The sequence below is a fragment of the Fervidobacterium sp. genome (assembly GCA_026419195.1).
In the GTDB taxonomy this organism is placed as follows: Bacteria; Thermotogota; Thermotogae; order Thermotogales; family Fervidobacteriaceae; genus Fervidobacterium.
The window spans coordinates 24,912-40,600 of record JANZZV010000004.1 but is presented as its reverse complement, the minus strand read 5'-3'; the positions used below and the strand labels follow the sequence as shown (position 1 = coordinate 40,600).

Sequence of the window (15,689 nt, the reverse complement as noted above, 5' to 3'; positions counted from 1 at the left end):
GTTCACACTTGAAAACAAATTCCTAGGAATTAGTAATACATGTACATATAGGTCCATATTCCACTGTTTTGGAACTTGAATTTCTTTGTAGCTTTCCCAAAATAATTCTCAAATTTGTCAGACGGGTGCAAAAGGTAATATTTTGCATCTTTAAACTTTTGCCTCAGTAGACGTATTTCGCTAAGAATATCTATATCTAACCGATGACCGTAAGGCAAGTTCGAAATTACATAAGCTGAATCATGAACAGGCTTCAGTTTTTTAAAGTTAGTGCAGATAAATTCTATGTGATAGTTTACATTGAATATACTCTTTGCTCTTGCGTAATTTTGTTTTGCTATTTCTATGGCATTGCAATCGACGTCCGATCCGTAAATTTTCCCGCCCGAGAAATTTTTTTTGGATAATTTAGCTTTTAATTTTTTCCATTCTTCTTTTAAAATTTTCCACTGCTCTGAAACATACATTCTGTGTACGTTTGGAATATTCAATAATGCTGCTTCAATTAGTATCGTCCCACTACCGCAGAAAGGGTCGAACAGAGGAATGTTTTCGTTCCATCTTGAGAGAAGTACAACAGCTGCGGCAATGGTCTCTCTCAAGGGAGCTCTTGTTGACTTTAGTCTATAACCGCGTTTGTGAAGACCATCTTTTCCGGTTGTATCAAGTAATAAATAAGCCTTATCATTTTTAAGAATAACTATAAATGGGTATTCTGGACCTGTTTCGTTGCTACCGTGTATAGAATCTATAATGGCCTTTTTTGCTACTGATGCAATCGCTCCTGTTGCGCTTAGTTTTGAATTACTAACTTTGATTTTTTCTATTGTAATTTTTCCGTTCTTATCAATTATCTCCTTTAGATTTTGTTTATAAATATTCTCATACAAATCATCAAATGTATGAGCTTCAAATTCGCATAGTAGTAGCGCTAATCTATCAACGGTCTTCAACTTCATGTTCAAGATCGGTACATCACTGATAGAAGCATTAAAAAATATCCTCCCGGAGGAGGAAAATGATATCTTATAGCCCATTTTTTTAAGTTCTAAAGATGCTGCACCTTCCAAACCGGCAGTACAAAATGCAATGAATGTGAATTTATCAGTTGAGTTTGGATCTTCAACCAAGTCATTGTCTGTTGTTTTCATTTTTCTCTCCTCTCGAGTTCATTTTTGATGTTGAAAGTAGCTCGTCATCCAGTATTAAATATGTTGTCCCCTCAAATAACACTCCATTTTCCTTTCCTTCTGGTGAGAACAAAACCCTATTTGTCACTCCATTAAAAATTATGTGCCCCAACAATTTAGTTGAGGAGATTTGACTTCCAATCCACATTTGGGCTTTTCTGTAGAAGAACTTTGAAGGATAGTATGTTTTTTCAAAACATACAAACAAATCTGGGGGGAGTTTTATGTAGTTTTCTGGTATCCCTATTTCGCTTCCTATGAGAATTCTGAGAATTTTTTTTTCTATCTTTATGTCCGTCTTTCTTTCTATGGTATATTTGAGTTCATTGTACTGATATATAAAAACACGTAATCCATCGAAAAAAAATGTATACGGGACTTCGAAGTTGTATCCTTTTATACTGGTTGTTATTAATATATCAGGTTCGTACTCGTCAAGTAAGGTAGCACTCCCCGAAAGGATTATCATCTACTCATCTCTCTTCTCAAAACCTCGTACAGGATTATTCCTGCACTGACAGAGACGTTCAACGAATCTATAGGAGTTTTCATTGGTACTGAAATTAATTCGTCACAGGATTCTCTAACGAGTTGTCTTATTCCACTGCCTTCGTTTCCGAATACTATCGCAAGTGGACGTTCGAGTTCAACTTCCCAAAGAGATCTTCCACGTGCATCTGCTCCGTAAACCCATACATCTTTATTCTTAAGCCATTGTATGTAACGTGCGAGGTTCACAGTAATCAAAATAGGAATTCTAAATACTGTCCCCGCCGAGGCCTTAACCGCACCAGGTGTTACGTGCACACTGTTATCTTTTGTTAATACAACCATGTCTACACCGGCTGCTACTGCAGTTCTTATTATTGCTCCAAGATTTTGTGGATCTTGCACTTGGTCAAGTAGTACTAAAAACGGATTGTCTGGTAAATAGCTTTCATCAACGTATTGAAAATCTCCTATATCTATGACTACCCCTTGATGTTTCTCTTCTCCTGATAATTTTTTTAAGACATTCTTCGGTGCGATTGTGTAAGGTAATTTTTTTTCCTTAATTGTTTGTATCAGCGAATCGAGATCTTTGTCATGGCTGTCCGAAAAATAGATCATTTTAATTGGATGAGAACTTAAAAGGAGTTCTTTCAATACATTTCTTCCATACACAATCATACAATTAACCAACCTTCCCATCCTTTTCAATGGTCTTTACCTTACTCCAAAAATCATCAAGTTCGGTCAAGCTCAGGTCTTCTACTTTTTTTCCCTGGCTTTCGATCATCTTTTCCATTTTTTCAAACCTATCTATGAATTTTTCTGTAGCTTTTCTGAGTGCTGTTTCTGGATCAACATTTAGAAATCTCGATAAATTAACAATCGCAAAGAGTAAATCACCCATTTCTTCTTCCGTTTCTTCGTAGCTATTTGTGTTTTTTAGTTCGTCTATTTCCTCATGAACTTTTTGCCAAACATCTTCAATTTTTGTCCAATCAAAACCAACATCAGCTGCATTCTCTTGAACTCTCCTTGCCAACGATAGACCAGGAAGCGCATGGTTTATATCACCTATACTTGTCCTTTTCTTTTCACCCTTTTCCTTAGCTTTTATATCTTCCCACCTTGCATAAGAATATCCTTCAGCATTACCAAATACATGTGGGTGCCTTCTGATAAGCTTATCACTTAAAGTTCTTATTACATCGGCTATTGTAAAAACACCTCTTTCTGAAGCAATTTGGCTATGAAATATTACTTGCAATAGAACATCTCCGAGTTCTTCTTTCAGTTCTTCGTCATCTTTCAGATCTATAGCATTCAATAACTCGTATGCTTCTTCTATCAAATAAGGTTTCAAAGACTCATGTGTTTGCGCCTTATCCCATTCACAACCATTTTCGCTTCTTAATGTTGCCATTATTTCGATTAGTTTTTCAAATTCTTTTCCAACCATTTCTTCACTTCCTCCATCTCAACTTTCAACGAGCGACTCATTAATGACTTTATAGACTCTAATGGAGTCTTTCCCTTGTATATTACTTCATATATTTCCCTTATTATGGGCAAATCAAAGTCCTCTCCATAATTCTCTACAACAGCTTTACAAGTGTAAGCTCCTTCCACAATTTCTTTACTTGCTTCAAGCAACTGAATTGGATCAAAACCTTTTGCAATCATTTCGCCGTATCTCCTGTTTCTACTATGCTTGCTCCCACAAGTTACAACAAGGTCCCCTATTCCAGTCAAGCCCATGAACGTTATGGGATCAGCACCAAAATTTGTTGAAAAGCGCGTTATTTCATAAAGTCCTCGTGTAATTAACGCGGCTTTTGCGTTGTCCCATCCACCAAGTCCATCAACAATTCCAGCTGCGATTGCTATTACATTCTTTAAAGCTCCCGCAAGTTCTATACCAACTATGTCATTGTGCAAATAAACTCTGAAATATTCGTTTGAAAATTCTTTTTGGAAGATTTCAGCGTACTTACCAGCAACAACAACAGCAGTTGGTAATTTTAAAGCTACTTCTTCGGCATGCGAAGGTCCAGAAAGAATGGCATAATCGCAATTTAAAATTTCCGCTACTATTTGAGATATTCTCTTTCCTGTAGAAATTTCTATTCCTTTGGACAAATTCAATATTACATTCGGCTTATAGTCCATTTTTTGAAGTACATTTCTTACGAATTGAGTTGGAGTTGCTATAACTACAACATCAAAGTGTTTACCCTCTGATATATCATTTGTAACTGGTACATCAAACTTTACGTCCGGAATATGTGGCATTGCCTTAGATTCATTAAGTTTCTTAGCAAGCTCCTCAGTATGAGCCCAAATAACGACCTTGTGACCGTTATCCTTAATCAGTTGACCGATTGTGCATCCCCAGCTACCAGCACCAAGAATGAAATACTGCATCAACACGCCTCCTTGAGGCTGTATTTCCTTAAGCTTCCAAGAATTCGGAAATTGCTCTGACAGACCATTTAACAGCGGGTGTTCTATAGGGATTTGAACTACTATCAAGTTTTATTATCCAATCACTCTCTTCAGGATAAGCAACTAAATAATAATGCTGCTGAAAATCTTTATCTGAAGATATAACTTTAATCAGGTACGCTTCATTAGTTGTGGATTTGTAAACCCCTTTTACTACAACTACTGATTCTTTTTCTTTGAACACTTTTCCAGGAAGTTCATTTAATTTCTCCACTTTGATTTTACACTTTGCATGGGGCATTTCATGAATACCTCCAATCAGTCTACTTACTTCGACATGTTTTATCTTCTTCAATTTAAGTAAATAAATGTTTCTTCCATACTTGATCCATTTTTGTTCGTATCTTGTTTTAATTTCTCTGTTCGGATTTTCAATAAATTCTGCTACCTCAAACAATCCTTTTTCAGTTGCAATTTCAATTGTTTGCTTGGCATACCATTCCACATCTGTTGTAAGCTCAAAAAGTCCATCATCTACAAGTACATTTGCCAATGTGTCGAAAAACTCTGGAATAATAACCCTTCTTCTTTCATGTGCCCTTTTATCCCATGGTACAGGAAAATTCATCACAACCTTTTCGACACTCTTGGCATTGAAAAATTCTCTCAATCCAAACCTTGCATCAGTTATTACAAGTCTTACATTGTCAATATTCTTTAGTTTATTCTGCGCCTTTTTCATAGAAGTTATGGAAACTTCGAAACCAACAAAGTTCTTGTCAGGATACCTTTGGGCATAGCTCAACAAATATTCTCCGTTTCCAAATCCTATTTCTATTATGATAGGGTTAATATTACCAAATATCATCGACCAATCAATTGGAAGATAACCGCAATTCGATGGTTTTATCTCCTTGCTATAAACATTTTCCAAATCTCAGCACCTCGCTAAAAATAAGTTTAACAACATTAGAAAAGCACACTTAACTCTTTTATGTAATTACCAGCTGGGAACAATTTCTTGTACTCCTGAAATTTCTTTTGGGCATTTTGTTTATCACCAAGTTTAAGATAACTCATTACTTGATAGTAATATATATCCTCTTTGAAATATACGTCAACACCTTCTAACTGGTTTTCCAAATATTTTAATATATAAATGGCTTCTTGATAAAGTTTGCTGGAATAATAACTCAAACCAATACGATATAGTTCGTATAAATCTTTTGTTTCTTTTACAATTTGTTGCACATCTGTTGTTTCCGTGCCTTTTTGCACACTGGTTTCTACTTTTGATGATTTTTCGAGAATATTAGTCTTTAGTTCAGTTATTTGGCTATTGACGGTTGTTAACGACGTTTTTAAATCCTCTACCGTCTTTTCAAGACTTGAAATTGTTGCCTTCAAACTCACTAACTCATTATTATTTGACTGATTGTTTTGTTTTCCTTGAGTTTTGAAATCATTTACTAAGACTTTTAGTTCCTCAATTTTTTGTTCTAAAATGTTCAGCTTAACTTTTATATTGATAATTTCTTGATTTGTCTCGGCCATTAAACTTTCATTGTTTGCAATTTTTGTGCTATTAGTATCTTGCACATCCTTTTCTGACTGAATTCTTATAAATTTGGTACTTTCTTCAATCTTTTGTTCTAAGGATTCAATTTTACTTTTTATATCAGCAATTTGTTTATTCAATCCTTCCACTATTTTCGTGGGCATTTCTACAGCATTCGTTGTTGAGGTGGATTGTGTATAGTCAAATATTTTGCTCTTAATTATTTCTAAGGATTCCCGTATCACGTCTAATGAATTTTTGAGTGAGTTTAATTCATCGAGCTTGTCCAGCTTAGTTATATCAGCTTTTGAGAAAATCAAAAGATAGTATTTGATACTTTCCATTGTTTCCTGGAGTTTTCTTAACATATCCACATTTTGCACTGTAAAAGCATCAAGAGAAGTACTTCTTTGCATACTGGATACTTTCGATAGCTCTTTTATCTGCGAATATATCTCCTCCAATAACTTCGAAATCTGATTTGTATCGATTTGATAGCTTGAACTATATTTACCATCGGGCTGAGATATTTGAATAGAATCAATTTTTTTGGATAAAGTGTTCATTTTCTCTTTGACTACCGCAAAATCTGATAATACATTTCTAATTTGTTCATCGATACTCTGCTTGTATCTATTTAGAATTTCTTGCGTGTTATCAACATCTTTGATTAGCGTCCTAACAGTACTGTAACTATTAGGGTTAAGACTCGAGAACTTTTTGTCCAAATCTCTAAGATTTGTACCTAAGTTTTTTAGACTTTTCCTGACTTCTTCTATACTACTATTTATTTGCTGGATTATTTTATCATCATAGTTTTGTTGAGATTTCAAAGACTCGTAATTTAATAAGATGTTGTTTATTTTTTCTATACCTTCTTCCAAGTTTTTGATGTTCTGGGATAGTATACTGAGCTGATTATCACTTTGCTTATTTTGATTTGAAATCTCAGCTATATTTTTACCAATATCTGCTATTTGTTTACTTAAATTTGAAAATCTCATGGTATCTGAGGTACCCAAAGAAAAAATAGATATCATTAAATTAACGAGTACTACGACGAAGACTGCAACTAAAATCGCTGGTCCTAATATATTAACTACTTCTTTGTTTCTTCCTTTCGTGTAAGACAATGCGGGGTGTGACTTATCTAATTGTTCAAGTATCTCAGATAACGTTTTTACTTTCCTCTTATCGCCTCTTCTGATTGCAGCAATCAATTCCAAAGCCACAACCTCGACAATTTGCGGGTAATCTTTTCTCAATTTTTGTGCTTCGGCAACAAAAATTGCGAAATTTTCAGATTGTAGGTTTTTAATTAAATTTCCGAATGCTTCTGATACTTTATCGGCGTCTTTCTCTATTACATCAACTATATGAACGTATATTTGTTGCTTTTCCTTTGGTAAATTGTTAAATATCTCTAAGGCTTTTTTATAGTTCCCGGACTGAACCTCGAGTTCAAAAAGTAGGTGGTTATAATTATCCCCAAGTGCTCCTATTATATTTCTTGAAAGTGATAATTCATTTCGACTTATGAGCATTCTTACAAACTTTTCGACGTTGTCAGGTTCTTTTTTTTCACGCATATTCTCGCCGTCGAAATTCATACTATCTTCACCCCTTGTTTGATAGCATCGAGGAAATTGGTTAGCTATTTCAGTTAAATCCTACCAAATACAATAGGTATTTTACTTATTACATCAAAGCTACTATTGGCTCCCTCAGTTTCGATTGCCTCACCTGCCAAGCCAAATAGATAAACGGCTGTTTTCGATGCTTCAAGTACTTCCATTCCCTGGGAAATTAAAGAAGCTATTATACCTGACAATATATCACCACTCCCGGCTTTTGAAAGAGAGGTGTTGCCAGATATGTTAAAGTAAGTATGCTTTCCATCTGAGATTATGGTTGACGCGTCCTTGAGAATTGTTATTACATCGTAGTAATTTGAGAATTCTTCAACAAGAATATAGTTCTGTTTAACTTCCTCGATCCCAAAGCGCGTAAGTCTTGAAAATTCTCCAGGATGCGGTGTTAATATTATATGTTTACTTGGATGTTTTTCTTTTAACAATTCAAGCTCATATGACAATATATTTAAACCATCCGCATCGATTATGATAGTATTGTGAACATCCTTTACTAGATACCTCAGAATATCCAGTTTTTCAGGAATATCATTTTGGCTCCAACCTGGTCCAACAATTACAATCGCTCTAGGAGAACATGTCTGAAGTATTGAACGAACATATTCAACGTTTAATTCGTCCATCTTATAGCAGAGTAAAGATGGATCATGGGCTATTGCCAAGCTGCATATTTCAGAGAGTCCCAATATTTTTACAACACCTGCACCTGATTTTAAAGCCCCAAGCGCAGATAGAATTGGTGCCCCTTTATATTGTTTTGATCCACCGATTACGATTACTTCTCCAAAACTCTTTTTATGTGCCCATTTGGGTCTTACTGGCTTTTTCAGATTGCTTCCTGTGATCAGAAATCTTCTAAAATCGCTTGACGAAGAAAGGATCTGCCAAGGTATACCAATCTGCGCAACTTTCAATTTTCCAGTCAAATCTCTGCCGGGGAACAATAGATGACCAGGTTTTAGAAAACTAAAAGTTACAGTCATATAAGCTTGAACAGCGGCCCCCATGATCTTTCCGTTGTCCGCGTTGATGCCAGATGGAATGTCGACAGAAACCGTGCAGTTTGAATAAATGTTAATAGATTCTATTAGGCGTATTAAATTTTCTTCTGTTATTTCATTTTTGAGCCCCGTCCCAAGTAATGCATCCACAACTATGTCAGAAGAAGAAATAATTTCAGTAGCTTTTTCCAGTCCTATCTCGTCGTACTTGTAAACTATACCACCGTGTTTTGTGAATCTTTCACAATTTGTCTTTGCTAAGTCTGTTTTTGGTTCACCAAGTGCGATTACTCTCACAGCTTCAGTATAGTTTAAAAGATCACGAGCTATTACATATCCGTCTCCGCCATTATTCCCTGTACCGCAAACGACAACAAAATTTTTATCATCTAATTTACCAAACTCATTCCATATTGCCTGAACTACAGAAATTCCGGCACGTTCCATGAGTAATTCTTCGCTCATCAAAAAGTTTTCCACGCTTAGTCTTTCTAAATTTTTCATTTCTTCGCTCGTCAAAACTAACACTTAAATCATCTCCTGTAAAGGAATTTATAAATTTTATAAGCAGTTAAAACCTTTCTCAAATATCTACCACCAGCGTCTACTTTCGTAAATTCGTCAGCGTAAGGACCTGTATTGTAATGAACAAGCGCTGGCTTCAAGTTGCCATCTTTTTCCAAAAGATAATTTAAATACAAACACCCTAAGGCTATGTTTCCTTCTGGTGTTTTGTAGTCGTAGTTTACCTTAAACTTCTTTTTCAACCATTCGGCGGTTTCTGGCATTAATTGCATTAGTCCATATGCTCCGGCATTTGAAATAGCATTTTCTTTAAAACTGCTCTCTGTCCTTATAACACCGATTATAAGCAACGGATCGATTTTACCTGAATGTCGTACAACGACTTCGTAGTATTTCAGCGGGAAATAATAAACTAAAGTTGTTAAAAAGAATATCACTCCAAAGAGAACAAAAGCAACAACATACCTCACTTGAACTCTCTCCTTGTCACATTGAAGAACAAGATATGTAGTTCCATTTTGAAAATTAAGCAAGTTCAAGTGATATTATAACATGAAGATGTTAATATTCAAATACCTTAACATCATCAGCAAATATCCAAAGAAAATAATAAAAGGTCCAAAAGGTATGACCCGTTTTTTGTTAATCAACGAAAATACTATGCCACCAAACGAAGATAAGAAAAGCAACACGGGCATATAAAAAATACCACACCCAAACGTAAAAGCAGGTAGTAGAAGAATATCCCCCTCTCCTATTCCTTCCTTATATCTTACTCTCAAAAGCAAGAGTATAAGTATAGTTACTACTGCTCCAAGAATGTCAAGAATGAGAAATTCTCTATAATATCTCAGATTAATGTAAACTGCTGCGAAAGAAACCAAAACCCATGTGTAATCTGGTAGGAGCATCATCTTTAAATCGATCATAAAGGCTGGGACAGAAACAAGAAAGATCAAGTTCATTGCTATGGCTTTGTCCAGCGGAAGCAAAAAAGAATTTAATAAAAAAACTACAGCAAAAGATAATTCTACAATAGGGTATCTAAGGCTTATCTTTGAACCGCAATACCTGCACCTTCCTTTTAACATTATGTAACTAAAAACTGGTACGTTATCATACCAGTTTATCTTGTTACGACATATAGGACATATTGAAAAACGGGGCTCATTCAACTTGAGCCCCGCAATTGGTCGGTATATCAAAACATTTGCAAAACTGCCAAATATCAGTCCAAAAATGAAGAATATAAAGTGTCTCATTTTATTCCACACAGCTCCTTCTCACTACTTGTCAGAAGCTCATCAAAAAATTCCCTCTTACCATACAAATACCAGAAATTATCGTCCCTAAGCTCGTCGACTACTCTTCTTGCTTTATCTATTTGATTGGTCTTAACGTAAGCAACAGCTAAAACTAAATTGAGATGTTTGGCTTCTGGGTTAGAATTGATTACATTTTCTATAACTGATATAACCTTTTCATAATTTCCCTTCTTTAGATGGACCTTAGCCCATATTTCAATTCCATTTGGATCCTTTTGTGGATCCATTTCCATAATTAAAGTCTCGTATTCCTTAGCCTTATCTTCATTTCCTGATTTTCTATATAGTTCTGCGAGTTCAAATAGAGCAATTATACTGTTTTCTGAACTTTCTCTAAACTTTTCCAGTATATCTATTGCTTTTGATATCTTTCCTATCTTTGTGTACGCATCGGATATCATAAAATAAGTGAATGTGTTTGTTGGTGACAATTTAATTTCTCTTTCCCAATATTCTATGGCTTTCTCATAATTTCCAATATTATAATAAGCTTCTCCTATCATTGAATATGACTGAATCAACCATGGATCCAATTCAATAGATCTATTAAGATACTTAATAGCCCCATCGATATCACCGTCTTCCAATAGCAACGAACCATAGAATTCAAAGGCTGGGGCATAATTTTTGTCTAATTTCATGGCAAATTTCAAAATATCCTTTGCAACTTCAGTTTGGTTTTTGTCTGCATATTCAATCGCCAATTCGTATAAACCATCTGCAGTTGCATGAAGAAGGCTTTCGGGTGTTAAATTATATTTTTCAAGAAATTCAATTATCTCTGTCCAAACGATGGGTTCATAAATTATTTCGTTCAACGAAACAAACTTCTCTTCTAGTTTTTCAAGATCCTCTATTTTTTTAACCAATTCCGGCATTTCCTCAACATCTTTTTTCATATTCCTCCAATCTCCAGAATAAAACACATCTCTTAAAATAACAAACATAGGCGTTTCTTCATCGATATCAATGCAAAAATCTTTTTGTGAGCCCAAGATGAGTCGAATAATCATTAACAACACCTCCTATTTTGTAACGTACTATTTACATTTTATCATATTTCTTCATAAAAGTAAATACTTCCCAAAAGAATGCAAGAGATAAAAATAAACAGATTCAAAAGAAGTTTCACAAATTTAAAGGAAAATACCAACAAAAATCAAACAATAACTCCGAGCTTTAAGGTTTTTTTAAGACAACCTATGATATAATAATGGCAGAATACATAAATTTCTCAAAAGGATGTTCTTTGCGCAAAAATCAACGGAAAACTCAAATTTCAGAAAATCAGATTTGAACGGAGGTGTTGCGTATGAAACTTTTCAAATATCTTTCGTTAAGTGTGTTTCTTTTGGTCTCTGCGCTTTCTTTTGGTCTTGTGAATGCTGATTATCAAAGTCCTGTCGTCAACGTAGTAAAAGTGGCAGCACCAGCTGTTGTTAAAATTGATGTTGTGGCTCAGACGGAAGTATATATAGATCCATTCATAAGAGAGTTCTACAAGCAATTTTTTGGTGATATTCCAAGGCAGTTTGAAGAATCTGATAGCGTAGGTTCTGGTTTCATAATAAGTAAGGAAGGTTATATAGTAACAAATTATCACGTCGTAAAAGGTGCAAAGAAAATAACAGTTACCATGCTTAGTGGTGATGTGTACGAAGCACAATACATTGGTGGCGATGAAGAACTTGATATTGCAGTGGTTAAAATTAACGCAAAAAAGGATCTACCAGTAGTGGAGCTTGGTGATTCGGATAAGATTCAAATAGGTGAATGGGCGATAGCAATTGGTAATCCACTCGGATTTCAACACACTGTGACCGTTGGTGTAATTTCAGCTGTTGGTAGAAAGATACCAAAACCAGATGGAAGTGGGTATTATACAAACCTTCTTCAAACTGATGCTGCGATAAATCCAGGTAACAGCGGAGGACCCTTATTAAATATTTATGGTCAGGTTATAGGTATAAATACTGCAATTATAAACCCATCGCAGGCAATGAATATCGGTTTTGCAATTCCAATAAATACTGCAAAAAGATTCATAAATCAAATAATTGCAACTGGAAAGGTTGAAAAGGCTTATTTAGGAGTCTATGTACAAACTGTTACAGATTCGCTTGCAAAAAGCCTTGGTTTAAAGGTTAACAAAGGTGCTTACGTTGCTCAGGTTGAAAAGGGTTCGCCTGCAGATAAGGCAGGAATCAAAGAGGGAGATGTTATTGTTAGACTTAATGGGATTTACGTAGAAGCTGCTGAAGAACTGACTTCTTTGGTTCGAAACTATACGCCTAACACAAAAGTAAAAGTCACTATCAACAGAAGTGGTAAAGAAATAACGTTAGATGTGACACTTGGAACATTATCAACACAAACTTCTACATCGTCTTCAGCAAAAGAGTTCTTCAATCTAAGAGTTTCAAACATCACAGCCGATGATAGAACTACTTACAAAATTCCTGCAGGTGTAGATGGTGTAATAGTGAAGGAATCAAGAAATTCTTACATTAAAGTTGGAGCTGTAATATGGCGTATTTCTATAAATGGATACGCTTACGATATCAAGGATGTGAGCTCATGGAACAAAGTTGTTGAAAATGTCAATAAAGGAGATTATGTAGGAATATTCTACTATTACAACGGCGTTAGATCTGTCTTTTCATTCAGATATTAGTAATACAACTGTTATTGGTTGATCAATAACAAAATCCCCGCTGTTCAAAAGCGGGGATTTTTTGTATAATTAATTGCGAAAGTAAAACTTTCTTGGGAGGTAGTTGATCGGTGAAATGTAAAAAATGTCACAGCCAAGCTGTTATTCATCTACGAGCGCATAACATAGCACTTTGCAAAGAACACTTTATAGAATTTTTTGAAAAAAGGGTTCAGAAGGCTGTGAATGATTTTAAGATGTTTAAAAGGGATGATAAGATACTTGTGGCACTTTCCAGTGGGAAAGATAGTAGCTCTGTACTGTACGCTTTAAAACGCTTAGGATATAACGTTGAAGGTTTATTTTTGAAAATGGGACCCCACACAAATGCCGCTGAAAATATTGTGAGAAGAGTTTCAGAATTTGTTCAAGTACCTGTTCATATTTATGATACGACAAAACATTTTGTTGGGCTTGGTACTTCAGAGATTGCAAGGATTGTTAAAAGACCAGTTTGTAGTATTTGTGGGATAGTGCGAAGATATTGGATGAATAGGTACGCTGTGCAAAACGGTTATGATGCGCTTGTAACAGGACACAATATGGATGACGAAGCAACTTTCCTCTTCGGAAATATACTCAATTGGCAAGTAGAATATTTTTCAAGGCAATGGCCTGTTTTAGAAAAGACACATCAGAAGTTTGTGAAGAAGGCAAAACCATTAATCTATGTAACAGAACGAGAAACATATGCCTACGCATTTTTAAATGAAATTCCATTCATGGAACAAAAGTGCCCATTTTCTAAGGATGCTACAAGCTCCAACTACAAAAAGTATCTTAATTTAATTGAAAACGAACAGCCTGGGACAAAACATAGACTTCTTTTTGGCTATTTTGACAACCTTAAGGATTTAGTTTATAAAGAGCACGCTGTAGAACTAAAAGAATGCACGAAATGTGGTTTTCCAACAACAGGTGAAAAATGTCAATATTGCAGGCTTGAGGAAAGAGTAAGCAGTGCCGTAAAAGGTTAAGATGGTAAGCAAAATAAAAAGTAGGTGAGACATTGAAATATAACAACAAACTTGTTCGCATCAAGGAGAATAAATTTTCTTTCGCAGATTATCTACTGATAGTAGTTGTTCTCATTTTGATGTTCATCGGTTTGGCTACCTTGAGAACTGTAGTCTTGAACACTCGCCAAGAACATCGCTTTTTTAAGCAAATAATATGGGATTTAGTTTCAATAGGTATAATGTTTTACATTATATATGAGAAAGAGGCACGTATAAGATCGTATAGTAAATACATTTACTTCATATCGGTTATATTACTTATACTTGTTCTGATAACTGGGAAGACGATGTATGGAGCAAGGCGGTGGATCGATATTGGTCCATTCGATCTTCAACCTTCCGAGGTCTTTAAATTCTCAATTATACTGTCACTTGCTTCGGTTTTCTCAAAATATAAGGATAACAAAGCACTGCCAATTTCATTGATTTACGTTTCACCGTCTTTGTTGATATTTCTCGAACCAGACTTGGGAATGACACTATTGATGTTTTTTATTTGGTTTTCAATGCTCACAGCAAGTAACGTTGATAAGAGGTATATTTTTGTAATGATTTTGATAGCTATCATCTTGGCTCCGATATTGTTTTTCTTTGTGTTGGAAGATTATCAGCGGGCAAGAATTTTGGCTTTATTCAATCCAAGCGAGCACTTTCAGTACGGTGCATACAATACAATAATGTCAAAAAGTGTAATAGCAAACGGGGGGATTAGAGGAACTGGATATGGCTTAGGAATTGGAACAAATATGCACATAGTACCAATGCAATACACGGACTTCATATTTTCCGCGTATGCTGAGCAATTTGGGATGATAGGTTCTGTATTTTTGTTACTCTTATATGCTACAATAATACTATGTGGGTTTTTAAGGATTGGTAGATACAAAGATGAGTTCTGGGAATTTGTTGTGATAGGTGTTTCGGCCGTTTATGCATTCCACGTTTTTGAGAACGTTGGTATGAATTTAGGGATACTACCAGTTACAGGAATACCTTTACCGTTTATAAGCTACGGTGGAACATCTACATTCGTTTTTTCTGCACTCGTAGGGTTACTTATAAAAGCAAGAGTAATATCCGGGTCAGCAAGGCAAATTTAATTTAAATATATTTTCACGAAGAGGTGAAAAAAGTGCCGGTGATAAAGAAGAAGAAAAGTTACTTTATACCATCGTTTGTTGGCACACTGTTTATAGTTATTGTAATTACGTCAGTTGTGTTGTCAGTTGGTAATTTCATAAGATATCGTGAGATATTGCAAAAATACAATGAATTGAAGCACTATGTAGATTCGAAGGTTTCTCAGGTAGACACAAAATTAGAGCAAACAAAAAATTTGTTAGCACCAAATTCTGTTCTTGATAAGTACATTGCCGCAGCAAACCAACTAAGAGACTTTGGATACGATTTTGAAAAGATACTTTCTGGTATTTCAGATGACCCAACAACCGGTTATTTCATGGTGTTTGTTGCTGGAAATGAATCAAGTTGGTTTACTGTAAAAAACGGTGATAAAACACTCTTTTCAGGTGAAATGAAGCCAGGATTATCAAACTATAAGTTTTTTTACTTTAAAGAACCGAGAATAAAGACAAGCTATGATTTAATCATTCCACCGGAGTCAACTATAATTGTAGGTAAAGCGGGAAAGGTTTATTTATTGTTTTTTGGAGTTGGTGTGAGATTTCATCCAACGAAGATCGTACAATTAACAGAAACGACTTACGAAAAATTTGCGGAGAAATTTTCTCTTTACATACCTGGAAGATAAA

General features: G+C 35.1%; 15 protein-coding genes. 4 read left to right on the top strand and 11 right to left on the bottom strand.

Features of this window, described 5'->3' with window-relative positions; translation table 11 throughout:
- Window positions 1–29 precede the first annotated feature (29 nt).
- The 11 genes from N2Z58_03690 to N2Z58_03640 form a co-directional block, all read right to left on the bottom strand.
- The gene (locus tag N2Z58_03690) at window positions 30–1,151 is read right to left on the bottom strand and encodes an RNA methyltransferase (protein MCX7653768.1); all 1,122 of its coding nucleotides are present in this window, start codon (window positions 1,149–1,151) and stop codon (window positions 30–32) included.
- Window positions 1,132–1,659 (bottom strand): hypothetical protein, encoded by a 528-nt coding sequence (locus tag N2Z58_03685; GenBank protein ID MCX7653767.1) that lies wholly within the window; start codon window positions 1,657–1,659, stop codon window positions 1,132–1,134. The genes N2Z58_03690 and N2Z58_03685 overlap by 20 nt, the downstream gene beginning before the upstream one ends.
- Window positions 1,656–2,360, bottom strand: a complete 705-nt coding sequence (gene rlmB, locus N2Z58_03680; GenBank protein ID MCX7653766.1) for a 23S rRNA (guanosine(2251)-2'-O)-methyltransferase RlmB — start codon at window positions 2,358–2,360, stop codon at window positions 1,656–1,658. Before rlmB ends, N2Z58_03685 begins: the two co-directional genes overlap by 4 nt.
- A 4-nt stretch (window positions 2,361–2,364) precedes the next feature.
- A complete protein-coding gene (mazG, locus tag N2Z58_03675) occupies window positions 2,365–3,138 on the bottom strand; it encodes a nucleoside triphosphate pyrophosphohydrolase (GenBank protein ID MCX7653765.1) in 774 nt (257 codons plus the stop codon).
- The gene (locus N2Z58_03670; GenBank protein ID MCX7653764.1) at window positions 3,111–4,103 is read right to left on the bottom strand and encodes an NAD(P)-dependent glycerol-3-phosphate dehydrogenase; all 993 of its coding nucleotides are present in this window, start codon (window positions 4,101–4,103) and stop codon (window positions 3,111–3,113) included. The genes mazG and N2Z58_03670 overlap by 28 nt, the downstream gene beginning before the upstream one ends.
- A 28-nt stretch (window positions 4,104–4,131) precedes the next feature.
- Window positions 4,132–5,058 carry a tRNA (guanosine(46)-N7)-methyltransferase TrmB gene (gene trmB / locus N2Z58_03665; protein ID MCX7653763.1) on the bottom strand — a complete coding sequence of 309 codons (927 nt, stop codon included), beginning with the start codon at window positions 5,056–5,058 and terminating at the stop codon, window positions 4,132–4,134.
- A gap of 35 nt (window positions 5,059–5,093) precedes the next feature.
- On the bottom strand, window positions 5,094–7,292 hold the full coding sequence (locus N2Z58_03660) for a hypothetical protein (protein ID MCX7653762.1): 2,199 nt from the start codon (window positions 7,290–7,292) through the stop codon (window positions 5,094–5,096).
- A gap of 53 nt (window positions 7,293–7,345) precedes the next feature.
- Window positions 7,346–8,863, bottom strand: a complete 1,518-nt coding sequence (locus N2Z58_03655) for an NAD(P)H-hydrate dehydratase (GenBank protein MCX7653761.1) — start codon at window positions 8,861–8,863, stop codon at window positions 7,346–7,348.
- A 5-nt stretch (window positions 8,864–8,868) separates the two neighbouring features.
- Window positions 8,869–9,330: a lytic transglycosylase domain-containing protein gene (locus N2Z58_03650; GenBank protein ID MCX7653760.1), complete on the bottom strand. Its 462-nt coding sequence runs from the start codon at window positions 9,328–9,330 to the stop codon at window positions 8,869–8,871.
- Window positions 9,331–9,405: 75 nt separating this feature from the next.
- On the bottom strand, window positions 9,406–10,134 hold the full coding sequence (locus N2Z58_03645; GenBank protein MCX7653759.1) for a prepilin peptidase: 729 nt from the start codon (window positions 10,132–10,134) through the stop codon (window positions 9,406–9,408).
- The gene (locus N2Z58_03640; GenBank protein MCX7653758.1) at window positions 10,119–11,198 is read right to left on the bottom strand and encodes a tetratricopeptide repeat protein; all 1,080 of its coding nucleotides are present in this window, start codon (window positions 11,196–11,198) and stop codon (window positions 10,119–10,121) included. Before N2Z58_03640 ends, N2Z58_03645 begins: the two co-directional genes overlap by 16 nt.
- A gap of 299 nt (window positions 11,199–11,497) precedes the next feature.
- Between N2Z58_03640 and N2Z58_03635 the strand changes: the two genes are divergently transcribed.
- The 4 genes from N2Z58_03635 to N2Z58_03620 all read left to right on the top strand — a co-directional run bounded on the left by N2Z58_03635 (window position 11,498) and on the right by N2Z58_03620 (window position 15,688).
- Entirely contained in the window at window positions 11,498–12,859 is a 1,362-nt protein-coding gene (locus tag N2Z58_03635; protein MCX7653757.1) for a Do family serine endopeptidase, read from the top strand.
- Between the two features lie 110 nt (window positions 12,860–12,969).
- Complete coding sequence (locus tag N2Z58_03630) at window positions 12,970–13,875, top strand: TIGR00269 family protein (GenBank protein ID MCX7653756.1); 906 nt, start codon at window positions 12,970–12,972, stop codon at window positions 13,873–13,875.
- Between the two features lie 32 nt (window positions 13,876–13,907).
- The gene (locus N2Z58_03625; GenBank protein MCX7653755.1) at window positions 13,908–15,017 is read left to right on the top strand and encodes a rod shape-determining protein RodA; all 1,110 of its coding nucleotides are present in this window, start codon (window positions 13,908–13,910) and stop codon (window positions 15,015–15,017) included.
- Window positions 15,018–15,049: 32 nt separating this feature from the next.
- Window positions 15,050–15,688, top strand: coding sequence for a hypothetical protein (locus N2Z58_03620; GenBank protein ID MCX7653754.1), 639 nt, complete (start codon window positions 15,050–15,052; stop codon window positions 15,686–15,688).
- The last annotated feature ends 1 nt before the right edge of the window (window position 15,689 follow it).

Bases quoted from the DNA above. Each gene is read 5' to 3' on its own strand.
- N2Z58_03690 (MCX7653768.1), bottom strand. From the start codon at position 1,151: ATGAAAACAACAGACAATGACTTGGTTGAAGATCCAAACTCAACTGAT.
- N2Z58_03685 (MCX7653767.1), bottom strand. From the start codon at position 1,659: ATGATAATCCTTTCGGGGAGTGCTACCTTACTTGACGAGTACGAACCT.
- rlmB (MCX7653766.1), bottom strand. From the start codon at position 2,360: ATGATTGTGTATGGAAGAAATGTATTGAAAGAACTCCTTTTAAGTTCT.
- mazG (MCX7653765.1), bottom strand. From the start codon at position 3,138: ATGGTTGGAAAAGAATTTGAAAAACTAATCGAAATAATGGCAACATTA.
- N2Z58_03670 (MCX7653764.1), bottom strand. From the start codon at position 4,103: ATGCAGTATTTCATTCTTGGTGCTGGTAGCTGGGGATGCACAATCGGT.
- N2Z58_03660 (MCX7653762.1), bottom strand. From the start codon at position 7,292: ATGAATTTCGACGGCGAGAATATGCGTGAAAAAAAAGAACCTGACAAC.
- N2Z58_03640 (MCX7653758.1), bottom strand. From the start codon at position 11,198: ATGATTATTCGACTCATCTTGGGCTCACAAAAAGATTTTTGCATTGAT.
- N2Z58_03635 (MCX7653757.1), top strand. From the start codon at position 11,498: ATGAAACTTTTCAAATATCTTTCGTTAAGTGTGTTTCTTTTGGTCTCT.